Annotated in this window: 13 protein-coding genes; 7 read left to right on the top strand and 6 right to left on the bottom strand. The window is 42.1% G+C overall.

The genetic code is table 11. The annotated features are described in order from the left end of the window. Positions 1–63 precede the first annotated feature (63 nt). Positions 64–984 (top strand): hypothetical protein, encoded by a 921-nt coding sequence (locus tag H6G32_RS17840; RefSeq protein WP_190460693.1) that lies wholly within the window; start codon positions 64–66, stop codon positions 982–984. Between the two features lie 315 nt (positions 985–1,299). Here H6G32_RS17840 and H6G32_RS17835 read toward each other — a convergent pair whose 3' ends face one another. Together H6G32_RS17835 and H6G32_RS17830 are read right to left on the bottom strand one after the other, a co-directional pair. Continuing rightward, a complete protein-coding gene (locus H6G32_RS17835) occupies positions 1,300–1,602 on the bottom strand; it encodes a type II toxin-antitoxin system VapC family toxin (protein ID WP_375539804.1) in 303 nt (100 codons plus the stop codon). A gap of 82 nt (positions 1,603–1,684) precedes the next feature. Next, positions 1,685–1,951 (bottom strand): hypothetical protein, encoded by a 267-nt coding sequence (locus tag H6G32_RS17830; protein ID WP_190460691.1) that lies wholly within the window; start codon positions 1,949–1,951, stop codon positions 1,685–1,687. Between the two features lie 328 nt (positions 1,952–2,279). On the opposite strand from H6G32_RS17830, the gene H6G32_RS17825 reads away from it, so the two are divergent. Beyond that, positions 2,280–2,669 (top strand): hypothetical protein, encoded by a 390-nt coding sequence (locus H6G32_RS17825; RefSeq protein WP_190460689.1) that lies wholly within the window; start codon positions 2,280–2,282, stop codon positions 2,667–2,669. Positions 2,670–3,030: 361 nt separating this feature from the next. Then, a complete protein-coding gene (locus H6G32_RS17820) occupies positions 3,031–3,588 on the top strand; it encodes a hypothetical protein (RefSeq protein ID WP_190460687.1) in 558 nt (185 codons plus the stop codon). A 519-nt stretch (positions 3,589–4,107) separates the two neighbouring features. Here the strand turns inward: H6G32_RS17820 and H6G32_RS17815 are convergent. From H6G32_RS17815 to H6G32_RS17800, 4 genes are all read right to left on the bottom strand, one after another. Then, complete coding sequence (locus H6G32_RS17815; protein WP_190460685.1) at positions 4,108–4,713, bottom strand: exopolysaccharide biosynthesis protein; 606 nt, start codon at positions 4,711–4,713, stop codon at positions 4,108–4,110. 84 nt (positions 4,714–4,797) lie between these two features. Then, positions 4,798–5,673 carry a lipid kinase gene (locus tag H6G32_RS17810; protein ID WP_190460726.1) on the bottom strand — a complete coding sequence of 292 codons (876 nt, stop codon included), beginning with the start codon at positions 5,671–5,673 and terminating at the stop codon, positions 4,798–4,800. Between the two features lie 829 nt (positions 5,674–6,502). Beyond that, positions 6,503–9,376, bottom strand: coding sequence for a glycerol-3-phosphate acyltransferase (locus H6G32_RS17805; RefSeq protein ID WP_190460684.1), 2,874 nt, complete (start codon positions 9,374–9,376; stop codon positions 6,503–6,505). A gap of 173 nt (positions 9,377–9,549) precedes the next feature. Continuing rightward, on the bottom strand, positions 9,550–9,690 hold the full coding sequence (locus tag H6G32_RS17800) for a hypothetical protein (RefSeq protein WP_015206245.1): 141 nt from the start codon (positions 9,688–9,690) through the stop codon (positions 9,550–9,552). 260 nt (positions 9,691–9,950) lie between these two features. Between H6G32_RS17800 and H6G32_RS17795 the strand changes: the two genes are divergently transcribed. The 4 genes from H6G32_RS17795 (at position 9,951) to H6G32_RS17780 (ending at position 12,967) form a co-directional block, all read left to right on the top strand. Then, entirely contained in the window at positions 9,951–10,898 is a 948-nt protein-coding gene (locus tag H6G32_RS17795; RefSeq protein ID WP_375539803.1) for an SGNH/GDSL hydrolase family protein, read from the top strand. Positions 10,899–10,905: 7 nt separating this feature from the next. Then, positions 10,906–11,313 (top strand): hypothetical protein, encoded by a 408-nt coding sequence (locus H6G32_RS17790; RefSeq protein WP_199328150.1) that lies wholly within the window; start codon positions 10,906–10,908, stop codon positions 11,311–11,313. A gap of 37 nt (positions 11,314–11,350) precedes the next feature. Then, positions 11,351–12,115, top strand: coding sequence for a pentapeptide repeat-containing protein (locus H6G32_RS17785; RefSeq protein ID WP_190460682.1), 765 nt, complete (start codon positions 11,351–11,353; stop codon positions 12,113–12,115). Between the two features lie 303 nt (positions 12,116–12,418). Continuing rightward, a complete protein-coding gene (locus H6G32_RS17780; protein ID WP_190460679.1) occupies positions 12,419–12,967 on the top strand; it encodes a pentapeptide repeat-containing protein in 549 nt (182 codons plus the stop codon). Positions 12,968–13,034: the final 67 nt, after the last annotated feature.

The following is a 13,034-nucleotide window of genomic DNA, read 5'->3' as shown; positions in this document are numbered from 1 at the left end:
CGTTTTTTAGCGTCTTGCATACTTTCAGTAATAGTTGCCTTGTGTAGTAATGAATCGCTTATAATGAATCGCTTATTTCGTTTTTTAGCGTCTTGCATACTTTCAGTAATAGTTGCCTTGTGTAGTATAGTAAGTCCTGCTTTAGCTCAATTACCAAAGCAGGTGCAGATGGTCAAAAATCTCCCTGCAATTCTTTCCAAGGATTACACATATTACATTGACCAAACCTCTGAAGGTCCAACTATTGTACAGTTTCAGAATCAGAGCGATGACTTTGAGGCAAAAGTCGCTTTTCTATTATCTAAAAAAGACGGCAACCAAAGCAAAGAAATTGTGATGCTACCTCCTAATTATATTAAAGGAGTAGAAAGGAATTATTCTGGTGGTGATAGAGCCACAGTACAAAATATTAGCGACTCAGATCCAAAAGTTACATTTTTAATTGTCTCTCAAGGCTTCTCAAACAGTCCGACAGCCGTAGGTGATAACTTTAACGTTGCTACTGATGCCAATACACCTGTAAACAAAATATTAGACCAATTAAAATACTCACAAAAATTTGTTATTCAGGTAGTAAATAAAACTCCGTATACTCTTTTCCGCGTAGGTGCTTACAATTACTGGGCAAACTGGCCTATTGACGGAATTGAGCCATTTAGCATAGCTGGTCGGCAATTTTCAGAAGGTGCCAAATTTCCTGGAAGTGGAATTATACAAAAGGAAGGTCTATTTTCCTTTGCTTCTAACTATGAAATTGGAAAGACTGGAAAATTTGTACAATTTTCAGCTTCATGGCCTCCTGGGGAAAGAAAGATTGATATCGGAGTAATAAGTCAATCTGGTCCTAATCCTGCAAAAAAAGCTTGGGACAAGATGTCTAACCATGATGATAAATTTGCCAAAAATGAGCCTTTTAGTGTTAGAGCTTTTATGGAACAATCTGGTAGCTCAATCATTTGGTCTTATGAATTGACGATGAATTGAAATCATAATGTAAATTAATTCAGATAGACATCATCGTTTGATGATAATTAAGTTTATACAATAGCTAGTGGGGGTAATCGTTCACGGGGGTAGAATATTCCTCTAAATGCCTAAAGTGCTTGTATAGCAAGGATTAGAAGTGATTTATGCTATGAGCTAATCGTGACCAAAATGCCAAAAAAACCATTTCACAGATCAGTATAGCAATTTTGCTTATTCAAAATAACTTTTAAAAAATCAAATCTCTACTGGTTATTGTATTGATTTCGTTGAATTTCATATATAGCAACTTTTTGCTCACCCCCTGAACGGTTACTACTTACTCCAATCTTGAATTTCTAAGTTTTCTATTTTTCCAAAATCTCTGATATTATTTGTGACAATAATCAAATCGTTGGCTATGGCAATTCCTGCTATCAGAATATCAATATCATCAATTGGCGTTCCTTTATTTCTTAAATTGGCATAAATATCAGCAGAAATTGTGGCAGAGCTTGTAGTTAGAGGTAAAACCGTATTGTATGAAACAAATTCTAAAAAAGATATAAGTTGTTTTTGCGCGTCACGATGTTTTAATCCACTGACAATTTCATAATAAGTGATGATGCTAATGTTAATTTTGTCATGCTCTTTCAGATAGGTCTGAAAACGCTCAACAACTAAACTATGATTTCGGAAGAAAAAGGATTAAATGTTTGTGTCAATCAAGGCTGGCTTCATCACTTCTTCTTCTTCCTAAAAATGCTTGCTGGCGGCGTGTGATTATTTCTTCATTGAAATTCGCAAATCCTTCATCTGACATATCATTCCAACAGCCAGCAAACTGCATATTTTTGTTAAGTGAAGGTTGAGATACTTCTATACCTAATCGAAAATAATGAATAAAGTTATATAATTCTTCTAATTTATCTGGTGGGACAAGATTTATTTCTGTAATAACTTTTTTGCGTAGGTTTAAAGAATCCATAGCAAGTTAATATAGACTGATTCAGTGACAAATTCATTATATCTCACATTCCATTTATTTACAGGATTGCGACGGTGAAATGACCGCTTTATAGCGATCGCCTTTTTTGTAGGGAGAAGGGCGATCAGCTATTGTATCCGGTTCGTGGAGAAGTCTATAAGAGTTTGCAGAGCCTGAAAGGTATGGTGAGGAAGGGTTATGGGTGTTGAGGGTGAATTTTTGGGGAGAAAATTTGCCTGTAACTCGAAAAATTCACAAATGGGGGTTGGGAAACGTTTAAAAAGTGTGGGAAGAAAAACCACTAAAAACTCATTAAGGATTTTTGAACATGAAACGTGCAATTAGCTTTTTGGCGACACTAATGTTGACCTTTGTTGTAGCTTTTGGTTTTGTAGTAAATACTGCGAGTGCAGAAATTTTCACCTGTAGGCTTTCTCAGACTCAGCCTTGTATACAAGTTCTTGACGCCCATGACGAATTAGACTTGTTTTTTAACTCTCTGTCGAATCTTGATGTTACTTTTCAGAGCCAGACCGCTAGACAAACAGTGCAGGTTACACCAACAATTGGATCTCAAGTACAACCACCGGTAAACATACAGCCCGGTGGAATTACTGCTCGGAATTATCCAACTATTGGCTCTACTGCCGCAGTTTTCGTCAATAATAGTGCTGTAACACCTTCTCCAGTAAGGTTAAGCATAGTTGGATCAATTTAGATACTATTTACGTTGAAGATGCTTAATTCAAGGTCACAAATGTTATTAGGCATCTACAAGAAATAAAATGCCCAGCCTGTGCTTTCGACCTTCGCGCGAAAGCGCCAAAATACTATGGTAATGCCAACAATATCATTGAAACGGCTGGGCATTTTATTTGGTTGGGTCTTCTTTAGCTCATCGCTAATTTGTTTTCAAAAGTGCAGAGGATTTTATTTTTCCAATCCTTTGAACGTATCGCGGATGCTAAAAATACGCTAGAGAATGTAGAAACCTCTAGCTGACTTCCCCTGAACTAGAGGTAGTTCATTAAGTCTGCGATGAGCATTTGTTAATTTAATCAAAATCAGAGTTGTTGAAGATGAAACGTGCAATTAGCTTTTTGACAACACTAATGTTTGCCTTTGTAGTGGCTTTTGGTTTTGTAGTAAATACTGCGAGTGCAAATATTTTAACCTGTCATCTTTCTGCGGTTGAGGATTGTGTAAAAATTCTTGAAGCCCATGACGAATTAGACTTGTTTTTTAAACCTCTGTCGAATCTTAATGTTACTTTTCAGAACATAACCGCTAGACAAACAGCGCAAGTTGCGGTCACAATTGGATCTCAAGTACAACAACCAGCAGAAGTAAACCTACAGCCTGGTGAAATTACTGAGCAGATTTATGAAACTATTGGCGCTACTGCCGCAGTTTTGAGAAATGATTCTGTTACGAGACCTTCTTCAGTAAAGGTAACCGTAACCTTATCATCTATTACTACTCCTCCAGACGAACCAGCAGTCGAACTACCAGTTCCTCCAGACGAACCAGCAGTCGAACTACCAGTTCCTCCAGACGAACCAGCAGTCGAACTACCAGTTCATCCAGACGAACCAGCAGTCGAACCACCAGTTCATCCAGACGAACCATGCAAGTAAATTACAATGGAATTTGGTGCAGATAGGTAAGGGTCTAAAATTAGGCGATCGCTTTTGATTTATTTACAGGAGTGCGATCGCTGTTTATTTATAGGAAGTTGATTTATTTACAGAAGTGCGATCTCTTGGGGTAGATTGGGGAGAGCGATGGCGAAACGCCCGCTGTAGGCGATCGCTTTTTTTTACCACACAAAATCAACTTTAGATTATCTTTTATGAGTTAAGTAGAGCAACGTAAATAATTAAAGGTTTGTAGTAAGCGGCTCTGTGCCCTACTTTGTAAAGCCCTTTCCTACGGAACGCTCCGCGAACTGGCATTGCTGCGCTTACCGCGTAGCGTCTCGTTGGCCTAGCGTCGACCACAGGAGATAGAGCTAATTTCAGTATTTGTTACTTTACTTAATATAGCTTGATTTCTTTTTGCATACTTACTTAATAACTGTAACGCTCTTTAATAAAGTTTTGATGGTTGACTATCCCAGAAAATAAAAGTATGTGTATCTAACAGTATTTTGTTGATCATTTAAATATAGATGGTAACAAACCGGGGGCTAACCATAGTCCATAGGTAATAAAGCCAAATAGGATAGTAATTAAGGCGGTGATGACGTAGCCGATGCACATTAACAAACCGTCAGATTCAATAGTGGCAACTGTTAAAAGTAAAATACCTACGGTAGGGAAGGGGTTGGTTAAGGGAATTGGTGATATTAGCAATATTGTTAACCAAGAAATACAAAGCCCATTGAGTCGCCAAATCCAAGGATGATTGGCTATTTTGCCCCATCGGTGACGGGCTATTTTTTCTAATACTTTGGTGATTCGGCGCAAGTTTTGTAAAATTACTTGAGCAAAGGGGCGTGGGAATTTGTAGTTGGCGATTTTTTGAGGTAGCCAAGGCGATCGCCTTCCCAACAGCATCTGCACTGACAACAGCAAGCAAGCGGCACCAAAAGGCCCAGTAAAGCCCGGTGGCATCGGAAATAAAAACGGCAAAACTAATAACGCAATGACCAGGCTAAAACCCCGTTCAGAAGTTTCTGCTAGAATAGCACCGAGAGTCAGGGGCTGTTCGGCTAGGCGTTCTAGCAGGGACTTAATATCTTGAGAAAAGCGCAGATGCATCTGGTATAGTTGATAGGAGTTGCCACAATACCCAGCATTACACAGCTATAACAAATGCACTCAAAGATTAACAATAACGATCTATTATTGTGGCGGCACTAAAACAGATATAGCCATAGGAATAACACGGAATATGGCTGGGGTGTAAGTTGTAATTTCACCATCTGTATTGATAGGACGTGGTTTATGGGTATAAACCTCTATTTCCTTACCCTGAAGGGCGCGGACTTTCCGTGAATGTATGTGTCTTCCTTGTCGCATTGCGGGCAATAATAAGATCATTTGCCACCAATGTTCAATTTCCAAGCTATAAAGGTCTAGCCTTTGGTCGTCTATTGTGGCATCGTGAACCACTGCCATGCCACCGCCATAATACCGTCCATTGCCAACAGCGATTTGCACAGTTTTAACACGTATCGAGGTGTCTTTGATGCGAATCTCTGCACTAAAGGGGCGAGATTCCCAAATTACTTGCAATGCGGTGGCAGCATAAGCAAATATTCCCCAACGGCGCTTAACTTCTTTGGTTAATCGCTCGGTAATTTTCACACTCAGTCCCATACTGGCAACATTAAAAAAATGCTTACCATTCACCCACCCTAAATCAATGCGTTTTAACTGTCCGTTGGCAATAATTTCGCAAGCTTCGGAGAGGGAATTGGGAATTCCTAAAGTTCTGGCTAAGTCGTTAGCAGTTCCTAAAGGCAAAATGCCCAAGGGCAGTTGGGTATCAACTAAAGCATCGACTACAGCGTTGAGAGTGCCATCACCACCGCCAACGATTACCAAGTCAATTTCATGCTGGTAGCGCCGGACTAGATCACAGAAGTGTTTGGCTTCTGCTGTGGATTCCTCAATCACATCAAAGCCGAGTGTTTTCAGATAATGTATGGCTTCAAACAGATACTTTTGTCCTTGACGGGCGTGACGATTTACTAATAGCAGTGCGCGGGGACTAATGGGTAGTACCCTGTGTTGTTCAGATGTTGAATTATCCACGTCTATATACTCTGCTTGAATTTGACTATTAAACTGTGGTGGGATGTCATGGAAGTTACTAATGATTTAAGTTGTCAATGTTAATTGTCTCCTGATTGTTTGGTTTTATCTAGTTTAGCTTTAATGGATATCGATGGTTTTATTCCTAGAGAATGGTTTACTTATTTAAAAGTAACAGGTATCAGTAACAGGGTGTAAATAATTAAAGGTTTGTAGTGATAACTTCAGCCATCAACAATCCCTTTGCCATGGCGAACAGCAGGTTAAAATTAGTCAAATAGCGGTGATGGAAATTACAAATAGGGCGGCTGGTTCATTTTGGGGTAGCCAAGCCAAGGTGCTATAGTCCACAGTAGTTGAAAGATGGGGTCTAATAACTAATTATTGATGGTGATGATGATTTTTCTCAGAGGATTTAGATTGTAGGGTGCGTCAGATATCGAAAATTTGTTGATTGTTACCGAATTATCAATTCTGACGCACCTACAAAGCCATGCCAGTTGCGTAAGTCCTAACTAATTATTGATGGTGATGATGATTTTTGTCAGAGGATTTAGTAGCTTCAAATTCCCAGGTATAGAGAAATATTGATATTAACTATTGGATTAATTTGGTTAAAACTCATTCTCAGGTTATACCTGAGAACGAGAAGTATGGATGATTAGGCTGATTTTTCCACCCGCTTTCCTTTAGTAAGTAAGAACCAATTCCGTTGGGCCAGTATTGACAATTTCGTGAGCTTCTCCCAGTTCTACCGCCTTACCAATATTCTTTGTAACCAATCTGTTGTCTAGTCGTTAGAGAGTTCCACAATACCCCTAGATCCATCTAACCGGACTTTTTGACCATCTTGCAGAATAGATGTAGCTCCTCGCACATCCATCACAGCGGGAATACCGTACTCACGAGCGACGATCGCACCGTGAGAAAGTTTTCCTCCGACTTCAGAAATTAATCCTCCCGCCCTGACTAAGATTGGTGCCCAGCCGGAGTCGGTGTAAGGGACTACCAGAATGGTTTGCCGGTCAATATTAGCGTCCCCTAGGTCTTGTAAATTTCGCAACACTTTCACCCGTCCTTGGGCTTGGCCATGACTGGCGGGAATGCCTTGTAAAATTTGGCTAGAGTAGTGGACGCCAGGGTCTGAGGGATGGGGCGGTGTATTGCCGTAGACCAACTGGGGAATGTCTCTGATTTGGCTATCTTGGAGAAATTGCGATCGCCTCAATTGCACTAACTCCGACAACTTATTTCGCAAAACTAAATCCGCACCCGTAGCCAGACGCCGCACTTCATCCAACTCTAAAAAGAAAATATCCCCTACAGACCTCAGCAAGCCGGAGTTTAACCAAGCCTTCTCTAAAGCGACAAAACTCCAACGTAATTCCGCTAACAGCCGAGAATAAACTTCAGTAACTCGTCCTTTGAGATCCACCCGCCCTTGGACAAATTTTCCCATGCGCTGGGAACCAAGAAGCTGATTTTTTGGTGGTTCACTCCCCTGGATCAACTGGATAAACAACTGCTTGACTGGCTGGGGTTGTTCTCGCCAAGTAGGAACGGCAATATCAGTGCCCACTTCACTTAAATAACCATAATCTTCAAGTAATTCGGCAAAGTCTTGTAAAACCTTCTTTCCCTCTGGGGTTTGATCCAACTGCTGAAACACCTGTTCAGGATCAATCTCTGGCAAGATTTGTTTGGCATCTGCGGCTAAAAGCATGAGCGATCGCAATGAAGCCACCTCTGGGGCGACACTATGATCAATTTGTTCATCTTTCACCCGCCCTACAGCCTGGCGGAGTGCAGCACTTAAGGGCGCTAAAATGCTGTAATAGGTTGCCCGGCGCAGCAACTCTAGAATCATGTCAATTCTAGTTAACATCTGGGGCGGTGGCAATTCATCAGGCAATTCATTTCCTAACTGCGTCAACCCAGGAATAAACCGCTGGCGATAATCTCGCTTAAAGTCCTTTTCTAAACTCAGTTCCCGCTGAAGCAACTTAAAAAGTCCCGGCAAATTCTGCCAAGTGGAATCCAAAGGAGGGGTACTCATTTTCGCCCCTCTGGTTAAAAATTCCAGACTTTCTGGTGGTAACCCCATCCCCAGAAAAATCTCCCAGAGGAGAGAGGCATTGAAATAAGCTCTAGAATAGTGCAGCGTCGCAGTTTCTGTAAAATCTAACCCACGGGTGCGATTGTCTAATACTAAAGTAAAAAGTTCTCCCCAAACTCCACAGGTTAGTGGTTGATTAATTGACCAAGTTAAGGGGTGAATCACTCCTGGAATAACTTCAGCAGCGATTTTGCGTGTCCAGATGGGTAGCAGGGTGGTGATGGGACGAGATTGCAATACCCAGAGGGTTTGTCCGTCATAACTCCACTCAATATCTTGGGGAATGCGGTGATAACGTTTTTCTAGTCGGCGGGCTAGATATGCAACTTGCTTGATTAATGAAGGTGGAACTTGCCCTGAACCCTCTAATTTGACACAGGAGAAATTTTCTTCTGTTTCGACGACAACAGCCCGATATTGTTCTGGTGTCACTTGTCCAGAAACAATTTGCTCCGGGCTACCTGGTAAAGCTTCAATCACCACAGCATCACCTTGCTGGGCAATGGGATCACGGCTGAAAGCCACCCCAGAAAACACACTCTGGACTTGTTGTTGAATCAGCACCGCCATGGCCGCCGCAATTGAGCCGCGATCATGGCGATATTGCACAGCGGATGGATGATTGTATGAAGCTTGCACTTCGGCGATCGCTTCGTACAGCTTTTGTTTACTGGTAACGTTCAAAATTGTTGTGTACTGTCCAGCGGCAGAAGCTTTTTCTGAGTCTTCCCCAATAGCAGAGGAACGCACCACCAGAGGGGATAATTCCGATGGTTGGAGAAATTCAATCAGCTCTTGGGGATCATCAACCGGAGCAATTACCCACCCCTTGGGTACTGGATAGCCCCAACGTTTAACTTGAGATAATGTAGCAGCCTTTGCTCCGACTATCGCCGCATCCAATTCTTCATCAAGAGAAGCTAGCACTTGTTCCCCCTGTAAATATTCCATCATCGTCTGGGACTCCCTTTGCGCCTGTTGGGACGGGAGTTTCATATCATCAGGTATTTGGGTGTAAATCCAAGCCATTAACCCAGCCAGGGCAATAGCCGCGATGATTCTAGGGTAATCATCAGCGTGTAGGATTGACACAATTATGGGAAATAGAACCAAAACCCCAAATTTGACTGCTTGTCTAGAGCGCAGAATGATCAAGCTGATGGCTGCTAAAAAAGCCACAAATCCTGCGACTAAGGGATCATGTACCAAAAACCCCCAGGAGACGTTTGTTGTCCCCGCCCCTCTACCCAGAGAATATCTACCGATTACCAAGGCAATAAGGGCAATCAATTCCCAAAATGATTGCTGTGGGAAAAAAGCACGGGCCAGTAAGACTGCCGCCATTCCTTTTAAAGCTTCTGACAAAACTGCCAGAATTCCCACCATTGTGCCACCGTGATAAAAAGCGGCTGAAACACTAATGTTTCCTGTACCAATCTGAGCTAATCGCCTTCCCTTAAAGGCGTAGGTAATCCAGGCAATCAGCGGCAGTGCCCCTAAGACTGGACAGGCAATTACAATAACTAAAATGCCCCAAAGTTCAAACATCGTGGATTTCGGATTTTAGAAATATCTTCCATCTAAAATCGCCAATCGCAAATTTAAATTTGAGAGGAAATTTTTTTTTCTGGTTCTCAAAATACTTTTATTAGTTCCGTGATGGACACTTGACAGCAACGGAGACCGTTTTTGCCAGTGTCCTTCTCGGCTACTAAGAGATTCTAGTTGAGGGCATAGGCAGCTTGTAGCGCCCAAAGGACAAGAGCAGCTATCGACCCCAAAAGCAACACAGTAGAGATAGTGACTGCTTTTGGCGAATCAGCGCCCTTAAATTTCATAATGCCGCGATTTAAGTCGGACATAGCTTTGTATGCCTCCTTGATTACTGTGTTAATTCGTCAGTTTCGATTGTAGTCTTTCTGTTAGCAGATGATGTTAAATTCCTATTATGATTTGGTTTTAGCTTGGGAAAATTTACCACAGGCGTAGCTCTTACTGAGCAACGAGTGCTGAGTAAAAACATGAATGAGGCTGGGAAAACCCTTAAATAAGTCCTTCAAAATTCTCTTTTTGTTAGTATAGTTTAATACTATTTTGCAAGAAAATCTTGGGGTGTTTTTAGGTGAAAGTGGCACTGTTCGGATTGTTGGCGGTGGCTGGGGGTTTGTTTGTGGCCATGGAGTTGGGATTGCGATCGCTTTTTGGCTTTGGTAATCCCCTGATTTACATTCGGGATGAGGATATTGGTTACTTGTTAGCACCCAACCAACGCACCCGGCGCTTTGGTAATCGCATTGAGATTAATGAGTATTCAATGCGGAGTGGGCCAATCAATCAAACACCTGCACCCTCAAGGCTGCGGGTGCTGCTTTTAGGTGACTCTATTGCTAATGGTGGCTGGTGGACAGATCAGACCCAGACGATTTCTAGCCTGCTGATGAATTCTTTAGCTGTGGCTAAAGCTGGTAATTACCAGGAAGTGGAAGTGCTAAATGCTTCTACTAACTCTTGGGGGCCACGCAATGAATTAGCCTATTTACAGAAGTTTGGCAATTTCAACGCTCAGGCGTTGGTGTTATTAATTAATACAGATGATTTGTTTGCCACTGCACCTACATCTTTAGTTGTTGGATGCGATCGCAATTATCCAGATAGCAAACCGCCCTTGGCAATAATAGAAGTGTTGCAGCGGTATGTTTTCTCTTCAAAGCCAATACCGGAAATGCAAAGGTTGAATAATGAAGATGGCGATCGCGTAGGGGTTAATCTAGAGGCGATGAGTAAAATTCTGGCACTGACTCAGCAAAGCAACAGCAAATTCCTGCTAGTGATGACTCCCTTACTCCGAGAAATTGGTTCCCCAGGTAGCCGCGATTATGAAATTACCGCACGTCAGCGCCTCCGTGATTTTACCGAAAGTCAGCAAATTACCTATATAGATTTTTTGCCAATATTCCAAGAAACCACCAAAGAGCAAGATTTATATCAAGACCACATTCACCTGAACTCCCAAGGAAATCTGCTTGTGAGTCAAGTGATAGAGCGATCGCTTTTGGAAATATTAATCTAAAATCTGTATGAAGTCGTCTAAGCAAAAGCCCCTATCATCACCAATGCCTGTAGAAGAATCGCCTTTGGCAAATACGCGATGGGGGAAAAGTGCCAAAACACTGGTGATGAACGTTTCCGAATTTGTCGATCAGTTACTTTATGGATTAATGGGGGACTTGGGGAGAACAGTGTATGCTTCAATTCAGGATGCGATCGCCCTGGGTATTCTCCTGAAAGTTCCCGGCTTAATCGGCCAAATTATTCTTGGTAAAGATTTCTCTAGTTTTGATATTTGTTTGACAGAAAATGCCTGGGGTTCAGCCCGTTACGCCTGTTTCATCATCGTTGCATCTGATTTTTTGCTGTGGATTGTGCTTGCAGGACGCATAATTGCCCGTTTTTGGGTAGATATAAAAAAAATGAGGAAACCATAGCAGCCTCAGCATTCCTAATCCAAAATCCAAAATTCTTATGATCTCAACTAGTCGCCAGCAAATTAGTCTTTGTCAAGAAACTAAAGCCGGATTGAATTCTTTAGTTAAGCAAACGGCTCAAGTTGGTGTGGGTTTTTTCATCATGTTGCTGCTGACTGGTGGTAAACCATCAGCCTATGCTGTAGCCTTAAGCTGTATTGCGGGGGTTGGCTTTGTTGCTTGGAGTGAAGAAAAGCGACTAACTCAGCAGCGAGTGACAGAAGAACAGAGGAAAATTCAACAGCAGGTGAAGCAACTTCGGCAAGCAAAGACTGATAACTTTTGTGAGTTAGTTAAAAGTGGTGGACTAAATCCGGCCGAAGATTTTGCTGGAGCTAATTTAGCAGGTGTCAACGGGGTTGCTTGTAACCTCAGTGGCTTCAACCTCAGCAACACTGATTTGAATGCAGCCGACTTGAGCCGCGCTGACTTGAGTAATGCTAACTTGAGGGGTGCCAACTTGCGGTCTGCTCAACTCAACCGTGCTGATCTCGAGGGTGCTAACTTGAGTAATGCCTTGCTGATAGATGCCGACCTTAGTCATGCTGACCTCAGGGGGGCTAATCTCAACAGTGCTGACTTGATTAATACTGATCTTACTGGTGCCGATTTGTGCGGTGCTAACTTGATTCAGGCAAATTTTAGCAGTGCGATCGTAGAAAAAGCCGAATTTGGTTTTAATACCGGACTTTCTGATGATGCTAAATCTGACCTAGAAAACCGAGGCGCAATCTTTCCAGAGGAGGAACTGGTGACAGTCTGATAAAAAAGGCGGTTTGAAACCGCAACTACACAGGCAAAAGCCGTAGCGGTTTCCCTCACCTCGTACCTCGTTAAGAGTCTCCGACTGGGAATGCCTATTTGGAGGCTCCACCTCCCTTACCACGTTCATAAATATATTTCCATTAAGCAAATGTTCAAAATGCTAAAACCTCTAGCACAATAGGATTACAAGTTTTAGCTAAGATTCTGTTGGCCGGCAACTCAACAAATTGTCTTTGGTGTGGTTTGGGGTGTGTAATTCACAACTAGACTTGATTACCTTTAGGCATTGCGAGGTGAATCTATGGATGCTAACAAGCTGCTGAATCTATATACAGCAGGAGAGCGGAATTTTAATCGAGCAAATCTGCATCAAGCCAATCTCAGCGAAGCTGACTTAAGAGGTATCAATTTAGCTGAAGCTGACTTGAGTGGTGCTAACTTCAGTCAAGCTAACTTGAGTGGATGTAACCTCAGTCGAGCAAATTTGACCGATGCTGACTTGAATGGAGCCAATTTGAAAGGTGCTAACTTAAGCGAGGTCAACTTAATCGGTGCTGACTTGATTAAAGCCAACTTAGAACAAACCAACCTAACTCGCGCAGATTTGCGGAGTGCAAATTTTATTTTGGCCAATCTACTGGATGCAAACCTCAGCGAGGCGGAAATGAGTGGGGCTGATTTAAGTGGTGCTAACCTCAGAAACGCTAATTTGATTGGTAGCAATATAAATGAGGCGGAAATCCAGGACGCAGATTTAATTGAAGCAATCATCACTGAACTAGAGAGTACAGGCGAAATCTTGCATATAGGTTTATCTCATAAATGGATAACTTGGGCAGGCAGTTACTGATTCTCTAGAAAGATGATCTACTGTAGGGGCACAACAATGAGAATGTTGTGCCCCTACAAAACTGTAT

Origin of the sequence: Cylindrospermum sp. FACHB-282 (genome assembly GCF_014697195.1) — a bacterium.
In the GTDB taxonomy this organism is placed as follows: Bacteria; Cyanobacteriota; Cyanobacteriia; order Cyanobacteriales; family Nostocaceae; genus Cylindrospermum.
Note: the sequence above shows the minus strand (reverse complement) of the source record. Positions and strands in the feature narration are given on the sequence as shown.

Excerpts from the sequence above, each read along its gene's own strand:
- H6G32_RS17840 (WP_190460693.1), top strand. The coding sequence starts at position 64 with ATGAATCGCTTATTTCGTTTTTTAGCGTCTTGCATACTTTCAGTAATA.
- H6G32_RS17830 (WP_190460691.1), bottom strand. The coding sequence starts at position 1,951 with ATGGATTCTTTAAACCTACGCAAAAAAGTTATTACAGAAATAAATCTT.
- H6G32_RS17825 (WP_190460689.1), top strand. The coding sequence starts at position 2,280 with ATGAAACGTGCAATTAGCTTTTTGGCGACACTAATGTTGACCTTTGTT.
- H6G32_RS17820 (WP_190460687.1), top strand. The coding sequence starts at position 3,031 with ATGAAACGTGCAATTAGCTTTTTGACAACACTAATGTTTGCCTTTGTA.
- H6G32_RS17815 (WP_190460685.1), bottom strand. The coding sequence starts at position 4,713 with ATGCATCTGCGCTTTTCTCAAGATATTAAGTCCCTGCTAGAACGCCTA.
- H6G32_RS17805 (WP_190460684.1), bottom strand. The coding sequence starts at position 9,376 with ATGTTTGAACTTTGGGGCATTTTAGTTATTGTAATTGCCTGTCCAGTC.
- H6G32_RS17800 (WP_015206245.1), bottom strand. The coding sequence starts at position 9,690 with ATGTCCGACTTAAATCGCGGCATTATGAAATTTAAGGGCGCTGATTCG.
- H6G32_RS17790 (WP_199328150.1), top strand. The coding sequence starts at position 10,906 with ATGAAGTCGTCTAAGCAAAAGCCCCTATCATCACCAATGCCTGTAGAA.
- H6G32_RS17785 (WP_190460682.1), top strand. The coding sequence starts at position 11,351 with ATGATCTCAACTAGTCGCCAGCAAATTAGTCTTTGTCAAGAAACTAAA.
- H6G32_RS17780 (WP_190460679.1), top strand. The coding sequence starts at position 12,419 with ATGGATGCTAACAAGCTGCTGAATCTATATACAGCAGGAGAGCGGAAT.